Here is a 20,136-nt window from a genome sequence, read left to right as displayed (position 1 = left end):
CATTCATAGTACGATTGGTTATGTGTCGCCTTTTGAGTTTGAGAGACGATACTATGATAGTCTTACTGAGTCAGACAAAGCTGCCTGACTCAAGCAATCCACTCTCCGATATAGTCGGGGCGGTTCAGATTAACATCGTCGATTATGGCTGTGGACAAGCCATTGCCAGCCTAGCGCTATTAAGCTATCTTGAAAAATATGTCAATTGCGAGAGCTTTACGCTGAATTTTCACCTTATTGAGCCTTCGCAAACCACGCTCGATTTAGCAGTGTTATTGGTAACCAAGATGTCATCACGCATCGCGGCCAATGTTACCATTCATCCGTATCATAAAGACTTGGAGTGCTTCTTAAAGGAAGATTCAGAAGTGCTTGGAGCAGCGGATTATTCAATGCATTTATTTTCTAATGTATTAGACATAGCAGAGGTGCAGCAGCAGATACCCCGTCTCTGTGAGTATTTGCATAGTGTTGAAGGCAAGCAGATGGTTATCGCTGTAGGTCCACAGTACTCAAATAACTATCAAGGTTTTCAGCAGCTAAAGTGCTCATTAAGCGATCTAACTGTCAAGCAAGACGTAGCTGACTTCTCCGTCGAGAGTGAAATATACTCTGTGACGAGAAACCATTGGAAGCATGAACGCTCCTATGGTGTCATGATGGGGCTATGCTTCAAAAACATCTCAACAGCGAGTCAGACAGCTTTTGCCGCATAAGTTGCTAATATTGTGAGATAGAAAGCCCCCGTACCATAATTTAGGAGAGTACCTCATGGACTTATTTGATACCTTAATAGCAGACGAGCCAGAACTGGCATTGGCGGCGTTCATTCATGAGGGCAAGTTTATGCAGTCTGACTATCCTGCCCACATTCATGAAGATGGCAAAGGCGTGGTGATTGACGTACCAGATGGCAGGCTCTACTATGCACCGCAATATTTCGATAGTGCACACAGTGATGAGATTATGCACAGCTTACTAGCGTGTAAGGACGTTGATTATGCGACTCATGACTGGCACCAAGAGCATGATATTAACGCGCTGCCATTTGAAAACATCCGTTGGCAGCATGATAGTGTGAGTATGTTTGGCAAAACTCATCCACTACCTAGACTGTCGGCATGGTATGGCGACAACGATAGACCTTACACCTACTCTGGCATCACTTTACAACCAAAGCCTTGGAATACGTTACTCTTGGAGTTACGTGCAGCCCTAGTACCCATCTGCAAAAGAGAATTTAATAGCGTATTGCTCAACTGGTATCGCTCAGGTGATGATCATATCAGCTGGCATACTGATGCTGAACCTGAGCTTGGAGAAAGTCCGCTCATCGCTTCGGTGAACTTTGGTGCCAGCCGACGGTTTTTATTACGTCGTAAAGAAGATCACAGCGTCAAGCTTGAGATACCACTACAGCACGGTAGTGTTCTGGTCATGGCAGGCGCTTTGCAGCATCACTGGCAGCATAGTGTACCCAAACAAAAAAAGGTTAAAGACAGCCGAGTCAATTTAACCTTTCGTACGATTCATATTTGAGGCTTATCAAATTTATCACTCATATGTATGGGTCAACCAAATGAGAGCCGCTGTTATTAAACAAAGGCAGTCTTAATAACAGTCAGGCAATATTGGGGCATCAAACCATGAGACAGCGACTTTATATAGTGGGCTACGACATCAGCGACCCAAAGCGCCAAGCACTGCTGCGCTATAACGTTAAAAGCTATAGCGCAACAGGTCAAAAGTCCGCTTATGAATGTATGCTCTCCCTAGACAGTAAGCAGCAACTGACCGAGTTTGCGCTGTCAAAAGTCGATTCAGGAGATGCATTTTTTATTATCGAAACAGTGAGGACCTACTGGTCACAAGTGACTAAAGGCAATCTATCAAAACCTGAAAACACAGCGACAGGGCATTTTTACATTGGCTAAGTATCTGGTATTTGCTTAGGAGGCTAACATGCACAATATAGTCATCGATAAAAAAGGCAGCCAACTCTCATGCCAGCGTAATATACTGCTGATTCAACATCAAAGCTTTGCAAAACCATTAAGCATTCCCCTCTCACAGATTCAAAGCCTAACAATTACCACCCAAGTAGATTTGAGCAGTAACTTACTGACTCGTCTCTCTGAAAACGCCGTCAGTGTCTGTGTCCTGCCCAGTGCTCGCTCTGGTGAAGCGTGTTTTTTGCTGGGTAGTTGGCATGCCGGTACAGAACGCCGTGTACAGCAATACGACGTCATTCATAATAATGAGTCAAGGAGCTACTGGGCATCCATACTCGTGCGCCTCAAGCTGCATCAACAAGCAAATACCTTGAGCAAACTACAATACTCCATCCTAAACGCTGATCCTGCTAAAGGTGCTAATAGCATAAAAGTAGAGATGAGCGAGATAGACAACACTATCAAAAAACTCAAAAGCTTACGGGATAAGTTTCGCAAGCATCATGTCGCAACAACGAAAAACCCCAACCAATCCTTTAACATCTATAATAATTATACGCCTCGTTATCAAATACCCAGCCTGCTAGGTACTGAAGGTGTTGGCTCGGCGATTTATTTCAACTGCTATCAGCAGTTTTTTGCAGATGAATGGCAGTTTCACTCTCGAAATAGAAGACCTCCGAGAGACCCTATCAATGTGGTTTTGTCCTTGTCTTATACTTTACTACAGCACTTATGTCAGCAAGCGATATACAGTGTTGGTTTCGACCCTTATCAGGGCGTATTACACAGTACAAGCTATGGCAGACAGTCTCTAGCCTGTGACTTTGTAGAGCTACAACGCAGTACTGTAGAATTTTGGGTCTGGGAGTTATTTGATCAAGCCATCTTGGATTCGGCAGATTTCAGTGTGTCTGATGAAACGAGCTATCTTTGTGAGCTATTAAAATCAGGGCGCAGCAAATTCTACAAGGCCTTTGCCGCAATCCGGCCAAACCTACGTAAAACGGCACTCAGGCATGCTTGGCTCTGGCAAAACCGACTCCAGCGTTATCATTATGATCAAGCAAGCATCTCAGCACAGCAGTCACTGTCTTTTGTCAGTCATCACCCTGAAGCGTCAATACCACCACTTTAATTCATAAAGTGCTGGTATGACGCAGTACTAGTAATCAGGTCTGACCGTGGATTCTTCAATAAACAGGATTGGTTATGAAGGAAGTTTGTTTTATCATTGCTTATGACATCAGTGAAAATAATAGGCTGCAACGTCTGCAGCGCTTAGTCAGCTCTCAATTCTTGCAACTACAGTACTCTGTCTACTATGGCACCATGACACGCAAGCGCATGGACGCTTTTATCATCTCGATGCAAAAGATAATCCATCCTAGCGATGATGATTTGCGTATCTATGAAGTTGAGCCACTTGAGAATTCATTTGTCATTGGCAAACGTAGCGACGATATTATGCTCTTTAGCGACATAGGAGAGATAACATTATAATAGTAGTGGCACGCACCTAACATCATGATACAACCGTATTATAATCTTGCACTTGTCTGGCACATCTATTATGATTGATCAGTGAACTTAAAACCCTCACATCCCAAGCAATTAGGGATGGTTTCAGACGCTATCTGATGAAGATAATGGTCACTATTTAACATTTCAGACGTAGAATTGGTTATTATTTAGTCAATTTTCTTTAAAAAATTGGTCAAAAAAACATCAACTTTTAAGCCAACATTAGTTGGTTAAATAAATAGATGTAAGTTATTGATTTAATTGATAATAAAAATCAGAGTACAGTCTGAAACGCTCCCTGATTTGTAAGGGATTAAGACCTTGTCATCTGCATTAAGCTCTTTGATATCGTAAGTCTGAAACGCTCCCTGATTTGTAAGGGATTAAGACTTAAACCCGTCTTTTAACTCGCATAGCTGTAGGTCTGAAACGCTCCCTGATTTGTAAGGGATTAAGACTTTTAAAAATTTCATGATGATTTCCTTTGATTGTCTGAAACGCTCCCTGATTTGTAAGGGATTAAGACTACTCACCCACTTGGGTTTTCTTAACATTGCCGTCTGAAACGCTCCCTGATTTGTAAGGGATTAAGACGCCCATGCATCAAGGTGCGTTTCTCCCACCTTCGTCTGAAACGCTCCCTGATTTGTAAGGGATTAAGACCATTAGCCTCGCAAGCAGCTACCCAATCAGGCATGTCTGAAACGCTCCCTGATTTGTAAGGGATTAAGACACACCAGCTTGACGATAATACGCACGTTCGTATTGTCTGAAACACTCCCTGATTCGTAAGGGATTAAGACTAATTGTTCTCCAATGGTTTAAAGGTAAGGTGGCCATGCGTCTGAAACACTCCCTGATTCGTAAGGGATTAAGACAGCTAACATATTTACCTATCTCCTTAATGGTTGACGTCTGAAACACTCCCTGATTCGTAAGGGATTAAGACGAACGCGGTAAATGCTTGCATGGTATTACTCCTTGTCTGAAACACTCCCTGATTCGTAAGGGATTAAGACAACTCGATGTCGTTAAAGTTACGGTCTAGGTCGGTCTGAAACACTCCCTGATTCGTAAGGGATTAAGACTTGTTAAATTAGTAGAATAGTATTCGTCGATTGTCTGAAACGCTCCCTGATTTGTAAGGGATTAAGACAGCATTGCGTCTACAGGCTTATCTTTGTACAAGGTCTGAAACGCTCCCTGATTTGTAAGGGATTAAGACTTAGTACTAGCAGTGATATACACGAATCTATTTGTCTGAAACGCTCCCTGATTCGTAAGGTGAGCGAGGAATAGTGAGTGTCTGGGAGACACTCACCCGAAGTGCAAGGCAAGAGCTATGCTCGCGCAGGCGTATAAAAATTACACTGTAATTTTAGCTTCGCAAGTAAAAATCCTTTAAATAGGATTTTTTAAAGACTGGCTACCTTAGTCTGAACAGAAAATCATAGATTTTCTCTTGCGTCGGGGTAAAGGTCTCCCAGACCTTTACTTGCCCCTCCTCATCCCTGATTCGTAAGGTGAGCGAGGGATATCGAGCAAGATATTAATAAAAGTCTGCTATAAAAACATGGCAAAGGTAAAAACCTTTGCCATGTTTTTTATGGCTAATTTAAAATACAATTGATGCTGTTACGTCTTATATTGAATCATCACTATAGCAACTAGGATTATTTGTAAACTGTTGCTGCTAATACCTACCCTATCAAAAGGACATATATCACATGACCACGTTAATCAGCTTTTTGGGCGGTGGTAAGCAAGGTGATAGTTATAGAAAGACTGACTATAAATTCTCTGATGGCACTATCTATAAAGATGAGACTTACTTTGGATTGGTACTCGCTAAAGAGGTAAAGCCTGATAGGCTGATATTACTTGGCACCTCAGGCAGTATGTGGGATGTGTTTTTTGAGTCTGGGTTCGAAGACTATTCAGAAGAATGGAGCGAATTATCAGAAGCGATCACAAACGATGCGGTAACCATAGCGCAGCTACAACCTTTTGAGCAGTTTTTGGCTGACAAGCTCGGTCTCAGTGTCACCTGCCAGCTTATAGACTATGCAAAAGACGCTATTGGACAAGTCAGCATTTTAAAAAAACTCGATGAGCTACTCAGTGAAAACGAACAAGTAGTGATGGATGTCACTCACGGCTTTCGTCATCTGCCACTGATTGCGTTGGTTGCTGCTCGATATCTACAAGTCACCAAAAATGTGCATATTCAGCATATCTATTATGGCTTTCATTCTAACGAGCTAAAATTATCTGAAGTACTAGAACTGCGCGGTTTGCTCGATATGCTCGACTGGGTCAGTGCCCTTGAAACCTTTGACAAAGACGGTGATTATGCGGTTTTTGCACCATTATTGATCAATGTCGGTTTGGATAAGTCCTCTGCTGATGAGCTAGAACGTGCCAGCTATTTAGAACGTTTACTCAATGCCAGTGGCGCAAGTGCCAAACTCAAGCAAGTGATGCCCAAACTAGACGCTCTACATCGCGCAGACTCGCCACTATTTAGCTTATTTTATGAGCCATTAGCCAAGCGCCTCTCATGGTATAAAAAATCATCTTTAGGTCTACAAGAGCAAGATTTGGCAGAGAAGCACCTTAAGAGAAAAGACTATGTCCGAGCGATTGTCTACGCGATGGAAGGACTTATCTCTAGAGAAACTGCGCTAAATGGCGACGATGTACAAAGCTTTAACCATCGTAAAGCGGCTTATGACCATCTAATAGATTCAAAAGATAAATTCAAAGACTTTAAAGAGTTTAGAAACGCGATGGTACATGGCACCGCTTCTGGCAAAGATAAAATACGACAAATAATGAAAGACCCTACTCGTTTACACGCCTCGCTCACAGATCGTTTTAAGCAGTTATTTAATGACCCTTCCTAAATATATTAAGTAATCACGCCATAACTAATTTACTGCAAAGTGATGTAACTGTCGTTAGTAGCCAAGACCTAAAGCGCTATCAGTCGCAGCTTTTTTATTTTGACTGACCGCCTCTGCCTTTAAACCCCTCAAATATACTAAGGGCTTAAAAACGTTTTGCGATGGCTCTTAATCCTATGGGCGCTAAGCCTACACCTCCCAAACTCACATGCATCATGCCGATGGAAAGTCCGCGAGTAAACATCTTTGTCACCTGTGGGCTACTCGCCTTGCCATAGATACACCAATTGATAAAATGCTCACAGTTATTTAACAACAGATTGTATTTATCTTCAGATAAGCGGCTACGAGCACGCTTAATCGTTTGTCCATGACTAAACACTCGATTGCTATGATGACTCACATAAGTGCGCTTACCTTGAGAAAAGGTACTCAAATCAGTAATCTCAACGGGACCTGCACGCAAACCAGCAGCCAGACCTGAGTAATGGATGACTTTGTTTCTACCTAAATAGATACCATGATGGGTATAGCCTAGACGCTCAGTAATCAGGTGATCACCTGCTTTTATGTTTTTATTAAAAAGTCCCATCATCATCTCCACTCGTTATCGAAACTATGAGTAATAGCATAACAGCGGTAGTCGATAAGTGAGTATATGACAAGCTTGTCATCCATGACCTAAGAACTCTAAGCACTGAGAAATAAGTTGTCGTCGTAAGTAGTGACTTACTCTTACCTTGCACTTAGCATAGACATCTATTACTATAGGTAGATGAGTTTAACCACTCATATCCTAAGCAATTAGGGATGGTTTCAGACGCTATCTGACGAAGATACTGGTCATTATTTAAAGTTTCAGACGTATTATTGGTTATTTTTTAGTCAATTTCTACTTAAAAATTGGTCAAAAAAACATCAACTTTTAAGACGACATTAGTCGGTTAAATAAATAGATGTAAGTTATTGATTTAATTGATAATAAAAATCGTTGTACAGTCTGAAACACTCCCTGATTCGTAAGGGATTAAGACGCATTCATGACGGGTAGGACAGCGAAGTCGGTTGTCTGAAACACTCCCTGATTCGTAAGGGATTAAGACTTCAGCAATTTCTCTGTGGTAGCAGCTGCCTTGTGTCTGAAACACTCCCTGATTCGTAAGGGATTAAGACTATTCTGGCATTTCGAGTGGAGCTTTGCCTTCGGTCTGAAACACTCCCTGATTCGTAAGGGATTAAGACCAACACCCCTAGAAAGGGATGTCATCATCGATAGGTCTGAAACGCTCCCTGATTTGTAAGGGATTAAGACTTCATGGCTTTCATGTGGACTGAGCCTACGTCCGTCTGAAACGCTCCCTGATTTGTAAGGGATTAAGACTCAGCAGTGCCAACACCCTTATCTACCATACCTAGTCTGAAACGCTCCCTGATTTGTAAGGGATTAAGACTGTTACTTTAGTCATGGCACTATCCTTATAATGTCTGAAAGCCTCCCTGATTTGTAAGGTGAGAGACGTTAAAAAATTGCATGTCAATTTTAGTCTCGCAAGAGAAAATTCTTTAAATAGGATTTTCTGGAGGAATAGGGAGTGTCTGGGAGCGCGTAAGGCAAGAGCTATGCTCGCGCAGATGTTAATAAACATTTAACAAAAAAGCCGTCTATCACTGATAGACGGCTTTTTTGTTGAGCTGAATTTATACATTGTCCACAAGCTTGTCGTTTTATGAGATGTCGTGCAAAAGAGCTGATAATCAACTCAAGACATCAAATAACCGCCACAAGGATAATGATTATGAGAGATCAACTTCAGCTTCAAATTAATAATGCTAGCGAATCTATGAACAGTGGTTTCTCTGATTACTATCAAAATATGGTGGATTACTTTCATCAAAATCCTGATAAAAACCTAAGCTATAGCGCTTTCTCCAATCGTACTGAGAGAGCCACCAAAGCTTTAACCAGCGAACAGGAGGCGATATTTTATATCGTTGCTTACGGCTGGCAACATCACCAAAGTATGCAACATCTATTATCTGAAACGCTTGATTTCACTAGTAATGCACAAGAAAACATTCGCGTGGTAGATTATGGCTGTGGTCAAGGGGTAGCGACATTGGCATTTATGGACCATTTAGCAAAAAAAGGTGTCGCACAACAAAGCTCGCTCGAAATACACCTGATCGAACCCTCCAGAGTCAGCTTAGACATTGCTAAGCTATTGATTGAGCGCTTAGCAATAGCACATGGTATAAAGGTGTCTATTCATTGCCAGCAGCGTACGCTCGGTAGTGCATTGCTCCCATTAAATAGTGAATGCGTGGAGACCTTTCATCTATTATCTAATGTCATAGATATAGAAGCCGTACAAATAGCGCTGCCTAATATAGCAAAGCAAATAAAGTCCTGTACAGGCAAAAATTTCCTGCTTGCTACCTGTCCAAAATATGCCAATGCACAAATAGGCTTTCGCATATTACATCAAGAAATAGACTTTGCTGACAACTTTTATGATGAGTGCTGGGATATGACCTACCAGATGTACCGCGTTATACAAGCGACTTGGAATCAGCACACCTCCACACAGCGTATGGCGATGATGCCGTGGACTAGTAGCTGAACAATATCTATCTGAATGTTTGAATACAGCATTATATCGTCAAATTCTAATAGGGAGACAGCCATGAGAGGCGTAAACAAAGTAATGATAATCGGCCGTTTGGGTGCTGAGCCAGACGTTCATCAGTTTGCTAATGGCAATCGTGTCACTAACGTTTCTGTTGCTACGTCAAATCAGTGGACAGATGCAAATGGTCAACCTAAAGAATCAACAGAATGGCACAAAATTAAGCTATTCAATCGCCTAGGTGAAGTTGCTGCCGAATACCTAAATAAAGGCAGCAAAGTATATATAGAAGGTAGTTTACGTACTAGAAAATGGACAGATGATAACGGCTTAGATCGCTACATTACCGAAATCCATGCAAGTAGCATGCAGATGCTCGGTAACAACAGCAAGGCTGAGGCGCAAAAACCAGAAGTCGTCACGCCCATACCTCAGAAGCCATGGCTACCAAAACCAAACGTTATGCCAGATGCTCCTATCGATGATGACATTCCGTTCTGAGGAATACCTTAGACTCTGCTTAAACTATTCGTCAGGTTATAGGTACGCAGTCTGACAGTAGAAACCCGTCTGCATCAACCTCCTTAATCATTATTCCAGTCAAGCAGCATTAATCATTACTCCAGTCAAGCAGCATTACCAACACCTCTCCCGAAAACTTCAAGACACCGGAAGACTCATAAGTCGCTTGTTTTACAGATTTGGATTTCATTTTTCTGACAACTCTAACTTCAAAGCCTACGCAATTTTGGTTAGCCTCCACCCTAATGGCACTATTGAGTTCATGCTTCTTCTTAAAGTCTCTAACCTCCTTTATACTACTAGAAGTCAGTTGCCAATGCTGAGGAGCAATAATTTCACAGCCTATCTTCAAAAATTCAGCCAATAGCTCATGTTGAGATTTTTTAATACCAAACTTTAAGTAAGACCGAGAGGTAATGTGCTTTTGCTTATAGATACTGACAAACTCTCGTAATTGATCAGGTTTCTGTACGGAAAGGTTATAAGCGTTATCCAATGCAGTGGTAATAATGGCTTGGGCAGTTTGACCTTTGACTTGAGTGATGAGCTTATCGTTATTATTTAAGCTACTCGCGTTTTTGTATAGCTCTCGTGCATTGAGTAAATGAATACCGTGTTTTATCGCTATATTTTCCAGCTCTTTTTCACGCAGCTCAGGTCTGAGTCTATCTATCTCTCTTATAAAACTAATAACAGCATCATACCTTGCATCAATAAAAACAGAGTGCTGCATCCCCTCACCTTCAGTACTCCGCTGAATAAGTTTGGTGCTCACATCGGGTGCTGTAAATAAAGGATTGTGATGTGCTTTTAGCTTTTTGGCAAAGTAAGGTCTTAATCTCTTCAACGCTACCGCTTTAGTAGATTTATCATAGGCAGTTTTATCGTGATAATTGACTGTTTGATAATCTATACCAGTAATATTCTTTAGTACCGTAAAAGGTATTTCGATTTTTGCGTTGCTTAGCTGCCACCCTGCTAATAAATGTGTGGTATGGATATAATGCTCAAAGGTTGTGTCACAAGTCAGATGGCCTACAAAACTTGCTAACCCAAACCAAGCACCTTGGATTTGATGATAACCTGCCAAGCTGTCAGCGATGTTCTGGCATTCATCCAAGGTATAGTCGGTCATCACCTCTGCTAATGCCGAACCATTGATAGCTAGCGCCAATTGACTGATCGCCGTATGTCTAAGGCTATGAAAAGTATAATTATGATTATCTTGTCCAAGCACGCCATCCCATAGCACTCTCATCAAATTGCTAAAAAAATACGTTGGTAGAGGCTGGTTACCCATGCCTTGTGAAAACAAATACGACGCCCCCATTCTTTCTTGCTGAGAAATAAACATCGTAACTATCCTTAGCTCATCTTTCTTTAAAAGCGCCGCTAATAAAACTCTTCTTTTAGCACTACTACTTTTAAGACGTAGATAAGGGTTTGGCGTAAGTACAATGCTAACATCCGAAAGATTTTTTATATTTTTAAGCTTTATACCTGCAAGCTCATTAATACGCATGCCAGTACGATACGCTAAAATTAATATCGTCTGACATAACAGCGTTTGACTCTTGTTTAATTCAGATACTTGTAGTCCGCTATGCATGGCGTTATATACTCGAGGGGATACCATACTCGCTTTGACAACCTGCTTGTTTTCTCCCCATGCAAAAACTACATCAGGAGCTTCGAAATACTGCATCTGGTATCGATGAAAAGCGCGCAGACGCCCATAGGTATAAGACTGAGTGTTTTTCAGCTCATCTAAGCTAGTGGATTGTTTGCCTTCATCTTTTGAGTCGATATTTTGGTCTAGCGCCTGCTCTAAATCAGCTACTGGATCATCTAAATAATCATCTTTACCATTCTTGATATCATCATCATCAAGTTCAATGTCATCTCTATCATCGATCGGGTCTTTCTGCAAAACATCTTTTTTACGAGCATCTTTGACTTTACTTAAGATAATTTGCTCATATATTTCTTCATAATCATTGGTACCCCATTCCTCTAATTCTTCATCCATGGTCAACATAAGCCATTCACGTCCAATACAACCTACATATTTACTGACTGAGTTTAAGTTGGTTTGATTGCCTTCTAGTAAAAATAGTACCCAGCCTAGCAGACGTATGGCGTTAGGCTGAGGAAACTCATCTCTTATGTTGTTAATAGTATCTTTGGCAGATAATCGAGTGCCTTTCAATGCCTCTTGAATGAGCTGAATGATATTCTTGCTAAAAGCGGGATAGCTTTTACTGGGCTTAGAGGTATCGTTCGATGATGTGCTTTGAATAAACAGCTGTTGCCAAGTAATAGCTGGTTGAGTACTTTGGATGATTTCTTGGTTATAACTAAGTAGTTGGTCAGTAGGTAGTGACGTACTTTTAAGTTGTCCTTGCATGATTAAACTGCCAGCACTATCGATAGCACTACCAGGCCACTGCCGCCAATGAAAATTAGCGTATTTGATAAGATGTGATAAATGGATTTTTTTTGGATCTCGGCAAGTAAGTTCAAACTTATTATTCAATCCTTTGATAATCGTCTCAAACTGCTGTATTTTACGCTTATTTATACTAGTATCACCCAAAGCGTATAGAAACATAAGACTTAGGTCATCAGGAACATAAGAAGCATAGCGAGTCAATGAATCATCGTTGTCATAAACTCTGCAACCATATTTGTCATCTCTGATCTCTAAAGGGATCACGAGCAGAATTTTATCAGTATCTAACTTCTTATTATCTTCAGCCTGTTTTTTTAGGTTCACAAGATATAGTTTTCGATCGCTAAAGACCCACTGATATAATGCCTTTAATGCAGATAAATCATTTAGGCCGCCGAATATAATACTGCTATATAAAAAGTAAGCTACGTAGTCATTGGCACTAAAATTACGCTTGTTTTGCCAAGATAACTGCATCTTCTCCCAAGCAGTCGAAACCTTTGAACCTTCAACGAACCACCCATAGCTAATGGTGAGCTTATCTCGTTCAGCCACAATAGGAACGACTGGCTCATCTAACGAGCAGTTGTTAATTTTATTGTAATTCCTAACTGCTTGTAGAAACCCTTGCCTTGCACAGCGGTATTGAGTGAATGTAGTAAACTTTATCGATAACTCATTATCGATAATACGGTAATGTTCTGCCATATCAGAATCATTGAAGGGCTGATATTTATATAAATAGTCAGTAACGATAACTTCAGCTTTCCTGACTAAGAGTAACTTCTGATGCTGTAAATTAGCGGCTCTGCGCTCGTGTGAAAATAACTCTATTGGCTCAGCCATAACGTCTGACCTCAACTTGCTTAAGATCAAGCTTTTGTACCACACGATCTAACTGGGGCAATAGCTCCTCCCTATATTGATTTATAGATACAGAGGACATCGGATGGAATATCTCTTGATCCGCATGTTCATGGCCGAATAAGGCACAGATGTATAACTCGTCGACTTCGTTGGTCAGCATGGAGCGTAGTTGATGTCGCAGCCAATTATCTTGATGAGGAAGCGCATTGCCTACAGCGCTTCTAATACGTCTTGGTGTGATAGGCATAAATTTTTTCGGGTTAAAGCTAAAAATTTGTAAAAGAGAGATTTCTGATTGCAGAATCTTATCAATTTCAAGCCTGTGTTCTGGATACAAAGGATTATGCTCACTAGCAAAATGTTTGATATAGCTAATATAATTTTTCAATGCCGTTTTCAAAAAATGGCTAATAGGAATGAGGCGACCATAATCCTTACCTTGGCGTATAGATTTATCTGACACCCAATACATGTCATGGCTAAAGTTGAACTGATTTAAAAATCCAGGTACATCATTAACGGGTCTTATACCGGTCTGGATTTGAATAACATGCCATAGCCATAGGCTATAAGCATTAAACTGCTTGATATATTCATCCTCTCGATCGTTTTTGCCCCGGTTTAATTGTCGACTATCACCTTGTACATTATCGGCAAGCAGAGCGAAAAATTTACCACAAACCTTATCAGTCAATGCCATATTACTACCGACAAAGATTTTATTTTCATTACTAGCAACAGATGATACATTGGAAAAATATGTATACTTATGCGTTTGCCACATTTGATGATGTTTTGGATTTGAATAAATGGAAGACTTTTGCGAATCACCGACTTTAGAGTATAAGTTACTCCTAAAATCTTTAAAGCATCGAGCACTAAGCATATTGATTGCGATTTGGTAAGTATGCAATAAAGATGAGGTTTTGATGCTGGTATAGTAAAGTGGTGATGAATGCTCCACTTCCACACCTGTAAGAATGTCTGAGTGTAGTGGCTCACCGATTTGATGAGTAATAATAAAGGCTAGCGCTGATTCTATATGTTGACTTGATAATAAAGGTAAAGATAAATCTTCTTTAAGTAGTTTAAGAGTTTGGTTGACTTCGTTAGGCTCTACTGCAAACTTAAACTGTAATATACCTTGCAACGTTTCTGGTAGCGCCAAACTAAAATGATTGCTATCGCTTTTGACCACTTGCTTTATTGCATCACGCTGGTTAACTGTCACGTTAATACGGTTTCGAATCACGGCTATACCGCTCTCCTCTTCCACCAAAAACTGTCTTTGGCTTTTATTGCTTGCTACCTCATGAATTACGGTTTGAATTGATCTACCGGTTAACATTGATAACAACAATATAGTAGCAATCCGCCTATTAAGTTGCGCTTCGTTAGACAACATATCCCAGAGTTTAAAAAAAACTAACTGATAATCTGATAATGTTAATAACCTAGTGTTACTGGGAAACATAAATCGATTACGCTTACTATGCAAGTAGTTGGTTTTGACTTGATACTGTTGTAACTGTGATGATTTAGCAGTTGTCTTAGTGGGGTTAAATTGATTATCCAACAACGCCGGCGGATCATCATCCGCTAGGTTTTCTGATTTGACGACGTTATTATCTAAAGACAACTTAGGATAGCGAATTCGACGCGTTCTTTCAGTAACGAAAGGCAAAACCTGCTCATCTCTCGGTTTTTTTAAAACGGCAGCCTGAGCATTAGATTTTCGGTTTCTATCGATATAATCCTTATCTTCAATAATAACTTCATAGGCAAGCCTTATTTTGCCTATTTTCGTAGCTGTACTTTTGGTTTTAACTATGCCTGTCTGCTCCCTATGATCCATATTTTGCTCATAGGTTTTTATGTCAGCAAAGTTCTCAATAACATTAGCAGATGAGTCATGTATACGTATAAGCTCATCGATAATTTCAGTCTGAGAAGAGTTCTTTGTGAGCGCCATTCTTATACGAACACCAAGCGCATTAATCTTATTGAAATGCTTATCCTCACGCTCTGCTATTAAAAGTATGAGTTGGAGATACTTGCTCATAAAGAGCCAAGTTTTATCAGTAAATGGTTTTTGCCTATAATAGTTAGTAAAGATGGCTAACATAAAAGGAACAGACCAAGCTTTAGTTTTTTTATTAGAGTTGACTGCTTTTATGATGACAATGCATTGCTCGTCGGTCAGTTTCTTTAAACTTGAACCTGCACTCTCAACATCCGTATTGATTAAGTAGTTTGGTGACAGCCTTATTAGATCAAATACCAATATATGTATTTGAACTGACAATGGTGAATCGTATGGCACAATTAGCTCGATTAGACGATGCACCTCTTCGACCTCTAAGACCCTAGGGATCCATTCTTTCACACTATTCATCGATCCAATCCGTATTCTGAGCCAAATCAAACGTTTCTTTACTTTGCTTTAAAGATTTCTGCGCGTAAGAATACTGATCCATATTGATGCCTGCAAAGCTGCAATAGTCCTCGTTGTAAAGACTGTCGCAGCCCATCAATTCTTTTAGTGTTGTTGCGGAACAATGCTCTTGTAAGTGCTCCCATAAGGAAACGTGGTCGACATTTTTATAAAAACACAGTTTCAATACCTCAGCCCATGCCGCCTTAGTAATCTGCTGATCATTACCTATAACAATGACGAAGGGTTGGCTTATATTCCTTTCATACTGGAACACATTTGACATACGTTCAAAGTTACCAAAATAGAAATAATGATTTTTGTTGTGATAAATAATTCTTGTAAGTGGTCTATGATATTTATCGATACCATTGAGGTGTATAGGCGATGTTTTAGGACGATATTTGAGCCAAGTTTTGTAGGCCGATAAAACCTTAGGGTGAACAGTCAAAGTAGTATGACTGGGGGTAAAAGAATGAAGGCGGGCAGATTGTTGCTTTGACATTTATCACCTCTGAGCTTTTTACCAATACTGTGTCATGATGTTGACGATAGGGTAGGAGTAGCTTTATACTATATTAATAATAGTTAGGTATCAATATATGCAATTATGCTGTGACTAAAATATCAAAACTATCTTTTAATTATCCTAAAATCTCCATTATTTTTGTTATAACCTTATTATTATATCAATTAATATCATATACTTAAGGTTTATATCCATTTTAGTGAAATAGTTCGACACCATTGCCAAGGTTGGGGTTTCCTCTTCCCATTTATTTTGATAGCTTATTTTGATGGCTTATATAGTGAATATTAGCTTAAAGATTTGCTTATGGACTGCTATAGCTATTATCATATAAATGGAGTATTTTAAAAACGAAAAGACAATAACTTAAATCGGAGTGAATAATGATTACCCATGTACCTGATGTGACTTTCAAGACCCGTGTTCGTGATGAATCAATCGAAGGAGACAACCCATTTAAGTGGCAAGACTTGACCACAGATGAGTTATTTGCCAATAAAAAAATGGTGGTATTCTCGCTACCAGGTGCCTTTACACCAACGTGTTCGACCAGCCATCTACCGCGTTATGAAGAGCTTTACAGTGAGTTTAAGGCGTTAGGCGTAGATGAAATCGTTTGCGTCTCTGTCAATGATGCGTTCGTCATGTACCAATGGGGCCTAAAGCAAAACCGTGAAAACGTTTTCTTGCTCCCTGATGGTAATGGTGAGTTCACTCGTAAAATGGGCATGCTGGTTGATAAGAGCAATCTTGGCTTTGGTATGCGCTCATGGCGTTATTCGATGTATGTCGACAATAAAGCCATCAAAAAAGTATTTAAAGAAGCTGGTTTTGACGACAACTGCCCAACAGACCCGTTTGAAGTATCAGATGCAGACACTATGTTAGAGTATTTGAAAAGTAATGCTTAACCACCTTGACGCTTGACTGTTGTTATTAAGTGTTATCAGGCGTCTATAGATGCTCAAATACTGATATTCAAATACTGTAGAACTGCGTTGTCTTTAAAGATAAAGGCTACGCAGTTTTTTTATGGTTTTTGAAAGAATGGCCTCTCAAACTCTTGGTCAGCCCTTTTACTTTTAAGACACCATACATAACCACAAACATGCATTAACGCTGAGGAAAAATTTATGGCAAAGTTAGAATCAAACATTGAATTAGAAGCCGCGGCATTTCGTCGCTTATTAGCTCACTTAGACGAGCGCAAAGATGTACAAAATATTGAACTGATGAACCTTGCCGACTTTTGTCGTAACTGTTTATCCAAATGGTATAAAGCGGCTGGTGAAGAGCGTGGTATCGAAATCGACTATGAAGATGCGCGCGAACTTGTTTATGGCATGCCTTATTCTGAGTGGAAAGAGAAGTATCAACAAAAAGCCACACCGGAGCAATTAGCGCGCTTTAACGAGCTTGAAGCTGCCAAAAACAACAGTGATAAAGAGTCACAGTAGTTGCCCGCACTCCATGATCTATACTTAGAGCAAACCATAAAAGGCACTACTAAAAGAGTGAGATAGAAAGTAAAAATTGCCGCTAGGATAGCCCTAAAGTTTTACTTATACCATTTCTAAAAATTAGAATAACGCGGAAAACTTATGCAAGTACTACTCCCCGTAGGCTTAGCAAGTTTGACAACGTTAATCGCACTTTTTGGGTTTGGTATTAATACTCAGGATCAAAGCGCTTACTACTAAAAGGTTGTGCATCAATAAACAAGGGCTTACCATGAATCATCTCTTCAATGAGGCGCCCTGTTACAGGTCCGAGTGTCAGACCTTGATGAGCATGACCAAAGGCAAACCATAAGTTATCGTGTTGTGATGCAGGACCAATAACGGGCTTCATATCAGGCATACAAGGTCTGGTACCACACCATGCTTCAGACTCTACCGCTGTTTCAAGCGGTATAACTTTTTTTGCATAAGTAAGTACTGTTTCTATCTGCTCGAAGTTTTTTGGCGCATCCAGTGTTGCCATTTCTGCCCCAGTAGTAACTCTGATACCCTGCTCCATAGTACCCATCACAAAGCCTTTCTCTACATCAAACAAGCTATGAGAAAATGAGTTTTTCTCCGTTATTTCAAAATGTTGATGATAGCCACGCATAGGAAACAAAGGAATATTGTAGCCCAGCGGCTTGATTAAATCAGCTGACCATGGGCCTGCCGCAACAACGACATCCTGACATGAGTAACTTTGATCCTCGGTCACAACTTGCCAACCACTCTCTGTCTGTATTATGTCTTTTACGCTTGACTGCTTTATATCTCCCGCCATTTCTTCAAAGCTTTTTGCATATGCTTTTACAAGCCCACCAGGATCTTTCACTTGCCAAGAGTTTTTCCAGTGGATGCCGCCGATATAATCTGTAAAGTTTACATTTGGCTCTAATTCTTTTAAATCTGCTAGCGATAGCACCTGATACTCTACTCCTTGATCGGCCGCTTTTGGTGCTTTACTAATGGCTTTTTCAAAACTACTGGATTTACGATGAAGCTCAATCCAGCCTACTTTACTGACCAGCTCATTAGCGCCTGAGGCTCTAATCATAGAATCATGCTCATTTGTGCAGTGCTCAATAAGAGTAGCCCACTCTTTATCGATTGCCTCGACCTTTTTTATACTAGAGTTCGCCCAGTACTGCAATAAAGGACGCTGAAGACCATATATAGCCGACCAGCGATAGCGAATATCCGTACTTTTATTCGGTAATACTCTAAATATCTCTTTAAAACTTCTAGGAAAGGGTTTGGTATTTACCGCTTCTCTAGTGATGATACCTGCATTACCATATGAAGTTTCTTCTCCGGGTGGTTTTTTATCTAACAGAAGAACTTGAGAGTTATTCTGTTGTAGGTGCCAGGCTATAGAGGTGCCCACTATGCCTGCACCGATAACAATCACGTCATAGCGCATACTCATACTCTCAGATAACAAGCTGGTTTTATTAATCTAACTTCACCACTTTAAAAAGGTCTGTCTTAAGATCAATCAACTGATTATGAGTGAGTCTTTACAGCTCAACAAACCGACCCAAACCTTCTTTCTGCGCTGTTTGAGCAACCTTTAAGGCGACTGCTGCATCAAAGCTTGCTGCTCCAACTGACTTAAACAACGTAATGCCCTTATCTTGACTTAAATCGATACTAATCTTCTTATTCACCAAATCATTCAACGTACCCGTTAGCTGATCCCATGTCCAAGTACTGTTAATATCATCATGAGCTTGTATCAAGTCCCCCGCCTCGTGTAAACCACCTTCAGCATCATCGATAATGACAGAGGTGCTGGCCTCTATAACAGAGTTGCTAACTTCCTTCATGGTGGGTTGATAAGCGCCAACCGCGTTAATGTGAGCATCTGGCTTTATTTGCGCGGCTTCGAACAATCCTTTGGTTGCTCTTGTAGCAAGATTAATAATATCTGCGTCTTTGATAGCACTCTCGATATTTTCATAGACCTCAAAGTCAACTTGCCACTGTGGGTACTCTTGTTTAAATTTCTCCTGAAAATGATGTGCCGTCTCAGTGGTTCTATTCCATAGGTTAACCTGTTTGATATTTGGACGTACAGTGAGTATGGCATTGAGCTGCTCATACGCCATCCCTCCCGTTCCTATCACAGCCACTACACTACTGGTTGGGTTCGCTAGATACTTAGTAGCGATCCCAGATAGTGCTGCTGTTCGTACTTGGGTGATATATACCCCATCCAAAAATGCGAGCATCTCTCCTGTCTTACTATCTGATACAGTGATTGTTGCCATGGTTGTTGGCTTATTGCGCTTGGGATTGTCTGGACAGATAGTAACCAGCTTCACTACTGCATACTCGTTATCACCGTCGAACACTACTGAAGGCATTGATAAATGCGAGCCTGATGTATTTTTATTACTGTCTTCAAAAGTAGGAATAACTAGGCGCTCAGGTGTCTTAATCCATGTTGGATGCTCGCCTTGAGTTTTGAGTAGATCTTCAATAGCACTGATTGCCATTGGCATCGTAAGCTGTTTTTTTACGGTATTAATATCTAAAATCTGCATAATTACCCCTAAAGTTGCCTGTCATTTTATTATTACGGTGCGATAAAGCTGAAGCGTAAAGATCTAGTCATCAATCAACCAAAGGTTAGTACAAGACAGCATAACCCTTAAAAACCAAGCATATTGAATACATAATCCTTTTTATCGAATATCAAAAATCTTGCCACGATTCATAATATTATTCGGATCAAATACCTTTTTGACCTCTCGTAAATACTCAATCTCAGTCTCACTGCGGCTATAGTTTAGATACGGCTTTTTGGTCATGCCAACGC

The 20,136-nt window shown here is 40.4% G+C and carries 17 protein-coding genes and 2 CRISPR repeat arrays; of the genes, 10 read left to right on the top strand and 7 right to left on the bottom strand.

What is annotated here, in order from left to right:
• The 6 genes from QL919_RS13335 to csx2 form a co-directional block, all read left to right on the top strand.
• On the top strand, nt 1-716 hold a 716-nt coding region (locus QL919_RS13335), incomplete at its 5' end, for a hypothetical protein (RefSeq protein ID WP_290189969.1).
• A gap of 55 nt (nt 717-771) precedes the next feature.
• Nucleotides 772-1,539 carry an alpha-ketoglutarate-dependent dioxygenase AlkB gene (locus QL919_RS13330; protein ID WP_290189968.1) on the top strand — a complete coding sequence of 256 codons (768 nt, stop codon included), beginning with the start codon at nt 772-774 and terminating at the stop codon, nt 1,537-1,539.
• A gap of 107 nt (nt 1,540-1,646) precedes the next feature.
• Nucleotides 1,647-1,934 carry a CRISPR-associated endonuclease Cas2 gene (cas2, locus tag QL919_RS13325; RefSeq protein ID WP_290189967.1) on the top strand — a complete coding sequence of 96 codons (288 nt, stop codon included), beginning with the start codon at nt 1,647-1,649 and terminating at the stop codon, nt 1,932-1,934.
• Nucleotides 1,935-1,962: 28 nt separating this feature from the next.
• Nucleotides 1,963-3,090: a CRISPR-associated endonuclease Cas1 gene (cas1, locus tag QL919_RS13320; RefSeq protein ID WP_290189966.1), complete on the top strand. Its 1,128-nt coding sequence runs from the start codon at nt 1,963-1,965 to the stop codon at nt 3,088-3,090.
• Between the two features lie 74 nt (nt 3,091-3,164).
• Nucleotides 3,165-3,455 carry a CRISPR-associated endonuclease Cas2 gene (cas2, locus tag QL919_RS13315; RefSeq protein ID WP_290189965.1) on the top strand — a complete coding sequence of 97 codons (291 nt, stop codon included), beginning with the start codon at nt 3,165-3,167 and terminating at the stop codon, nt 3,453-3,455.
• A gap of 305 nt (nt 3,456-3,760) precedes the next feature.
• Nucleotides 3,761-4,754: direct repeats of the CRISPR family, unit length 20 nt; unit sequence GTCTGAAACGCTCCCTGATT.
• A 449-nt stretch (nt 4,755-5,203) separates the two neighbouring features.
• Entirely contained in the window at nt 5,204-6,382 is a 1,179-nt protein-coding gene (gene csx2 / locus QL919_RS13310; protein ID WP_290189964.1) for a TIGR02221 family CRISPR-associated protein, read from the top strand.
• A gap of 145 nt (nt 6,383-6,527) precedes the next feature.
• Here the strand turns inward: csx2 and QL919_RS13305 are convergent, their stop codons facing one another.
• Nucleotides 6,528-6,980, bottom strand: coding sequence for a lecithin retinol acyltransferase family protein (locus QL919_RS13305; RefSeq protein ID WP_290189963.1), 453 nt, complete (start codon nt 6,978-6,980; stop codon nt 6,528-6,530).
• 400 nt (nt 6,981-7,380) lie between these two features.
• A CRISPR array of direct repeats spans nt 7,381-7,902; the repeat unit is 36 nt; unit sequence GTCTGAAACACTCCCTGATTCGTAAGGGATTAAGAC.
• Between the two features lie 276 nt (nt 7,903-8,178).
• On the opposite strand from QL919_RS13305, the gene QL919_RS13300 reads away from it, so the two are divergent.
• Both QL919_RS13300 and ssb read left to right on the top strand, forming a co-directional pair.
• Nucleotides 8,179-9,003 carry a hypothetical protein gene (locus QL919_RS13300; protein ID WP_290189962.1) on the top strand — a complete coding sequence of 275 codons (825 nt, stop codon included), beginning with the start codon at nt 8,179-8,181 and terminating at the stop codon, nt 9,001-9,003.
• Nucleotides 9,004-9,066: 63 nt separating this feature from the next.
• A complete protein-coding gene (gene ssb / locus QL919_RS13295; protein WP_290189961.1) occupies nt 9,067-9,510 on the top strand; it encodes a single-stranded DNA-binding protein in 444 nt (147 codons plus the stop codon).
• Between the two features lie 109 nt (nt 9,511-9,619).
• Here the strand turns inward: ssb and QL919_RS13290 are convergent, their stop codons facing one another.
• From QL919_RS13290 to QL919_RS13280, 3 genes are read right to left on the bottom strand one after another with little or no spacing between them, the layout of a single operon-like run.
• Nucleotides 9,620-12,829 (bottom strand): tyrosine-type recombinase/integrase, encoded by a 3,210-nt coding sequence (locus QL919_RS13290; RefSeq protein ID WP_290189960.1) that lies wholly within the window; start codon nt 12,827-12,829, stop codon nt 9,620-9,622.
• Nucleotides 12,822-15,245: a hypothetical protein gene (locus QL919_RS13285; protein WP_290189959.1), complete on the bottom strand. Its 2,424-nt coding sequence runs from the start codon at nt 15,243-15,245 to the stop codon at nt 12,822-12,824. Before QL919_RS13285 ends, QL919_RS13290 begins: the two co-directional genes overlap by 8 nt.
• Entirely contained in the window at nt 15,238-15,789 is a 552-nt protein-coding gene (locus tag QL919_RS13280; RefSeq protein WP_290189958.1) for a hypothetical protein, read from the bottom strand. Before QL919_RS13280 ends, QL919_RS13285 begins: the two co-directional genes overlap by 8 nt.
• A 407-nt stretch (nt 15,790-16,196) precedes the next feature.
• On the opposite strand from QL919_RS13280, the gene QL919_RS13275 reads away from it, so the two are divergent.
• Nucleotides 16,197-16,724 (top strand): peroxiredoxin, encoded by a 528-nt coding sequence (locus QL919_RS13275; protein WP_290189957.1) that lies wholly within the window; start codon nt 16,197-16,199, stop codon nt 16,722-16,724.
• A gap of 222 nt (nt 16,725-16,946) precedes the next feature.
• Nucleotides 16,947-17,270, top strand: coding sequence for a DUF1244 domain-containing protein (locus QL919_RS13270; RefSeq protein ID WP_290189956.1), 324 nt, complete (start codon nt 16,947-16,949; stop codon nt 17,268-17,270).
• 211 nt (nt 17,271-17,481) lie between these two features.
• Here the strand turns inward: QL919_RS13270 and QL919_RS13265 are convergent, their stop codons facing one another.
• The 3 genes from QL919_RS13265 to QL919_RS13255 form a co-directional block, all read right to left on the bottom strand.
• Nucleotides 17,482-18,735 carry an FAD-binding oxidoreductase gene (locus QL919_RS13265; protein ID WP_290189971.1) on the bottom strand — a complete coding sequence of 418 codons (1,254 nt, stop codon included), beginning with the start codon at nt 18,733-18,735 and terminating at the stop codon, nt 17,482-17,484.
• A 97-nt stretch (nt 18,736-18,832) separates the two neighbouring features.
• Complete coding sequence (locus QL919_RS13260) at nt 18,833-19,861, bottom strand: Gfo/Idh/MocA family oxidoreductase (RefSeq protein ID WP_290189955.1); 1,029 nt, start codon at nt 19,859-19,861, stop codon at nt 18,833-18,835.
• A 141-nt stretch (nt 19,862-20,002) separates the two neighbouring features.
• Nucleotides 20,003-20,136 (bottom strand): FAD-linked oxidase C-terminal domain-containing protein (locus QL919_RS13255; RefSeq protein ID WP_290189970.1); only part of this gene is annotated, 134 nt, incomplete at its 5' end.

This window comes from Psychrobacter sp. APC 3426 (assembly GCF_030408035.1).
Lineage (GTDB): Bacteria > Pseudomonadota > Gammaproteobacteria > Pseudomonadales > Moraxellaceae > Psychrobacter.
This window is presented reverse-complemented; position numbering and strand designations above follow the sequence as displayed.

What these genes read in the sequence shown, in the direction of transcription:
- QL919_RS13300 (WP_290189962.1), top strand. Translation starts at nt 8,179, where the DNA reads ATGAGAGATCAACTTCAGCTTCAAATTAATAATGCTAGCGAATCTATG.
- cas1 (WP_290189966.1), top strand. Translation starts at nt 1,963, where the DNA reads ATGCACAATATAGTCATCGATAAAAAAGGCAGCCAACTCTCATGCCAG.
- cas2 (WP_290189967.1), top strand. Translation starts at nt 1,647, where the DNA reads ATGAGACAGCGACTTTATATAGTGGGCTACGACATCAGCGACCCAAAG.
- ssb (WP_290189961.1), top strand. Translation starts at nt 9,067, where the DNA reads ATGAGAGGCGTAAACAAAGTAATGATAATCGGCCGTTTGGGTGCTGAG.
- QL919_RS13260 (WP_290189955.1), bottom strand. Translation starts at nt 19,861, where the DNA reads ATGCAGATTTTAGATATTAATACCGTAAAAAAACAGCTTACGATGCCA.
- QL919_RS13285 (WP_290189959.1), bottom strand. Translation starts at nt 15,245, where the DNA reads ATGAATAGTGTGAAAGAATGGATCCCTAGGGTCTTAGAGGTCGAAGAG.
- QL919_RS13275 (WP_290189957.1), top strand. Translation starts at nt 16,197, where the DNA reads ATGATTACCCATGTACCTGATGTGACTTTCAAGACCCGTGTTCGTGAT.
- csx2 (WP_290189964.1), top strand. Translation starts at nt 5,204, where the DNA reads ATGACCACGTTAATCAGCTTTTTGGGCGGTGGTAAGCAAGGTGATAGT.
- QL919_RS13270 (WP_290189956.1), top strand. Translation starts at nt 16,947, where the DNA reads ATGGCAAAGTTAGAATCAAACATTGAATTAGAAGCCGCGGCATTTCGT.
- QL919_RS13330 (WP_290189968.1), top strand. Translation starts at nt 772, where the DNA reads ATGGACTTATTTGATACCTTAATAGCAGACGAGCCAGAACTGGCATTG.
- cas2 (WP_290189965.1), top strand. Translation starts at nt 3,165, where the DNA reads ATGAAGGAAGTTTGTTTTATCATTGCTTATGACATCAGTGAAAATAAT.
- QL919_RS13305 (WP_290189963.1), bottom strand. Translation starts at nt 6,980, where the DNA reads ATGATGATGGGACTTTTTAATAAAAACATAAAAGCAGGTGATCACCTG.
- QL919_RS13280 (WP_290189958.1), bottom strand. Translation starts at nt 15,789, where the DNA reads ATGTCAAAGCAACAATCTGCCCGCCTTCATTCTTTTACCCCCAGTCAT.
- QL919_RS13265 (WP_290189971.1), bottom strand. Translation starts at nt 18,735, where the DNA reads ATGCGCTATGACGTGATTGTTATCGGTGCAGGCATAGTGGGCACCTCT.
- QL919_RS13290 (WP_290189960.1), bottom strand. Translation starts at nt 12,829, where the DNA reads ATGGCTGAGCCAATAGAGTTATTTTCACACGAGCGCAGAGCCGCTAAT.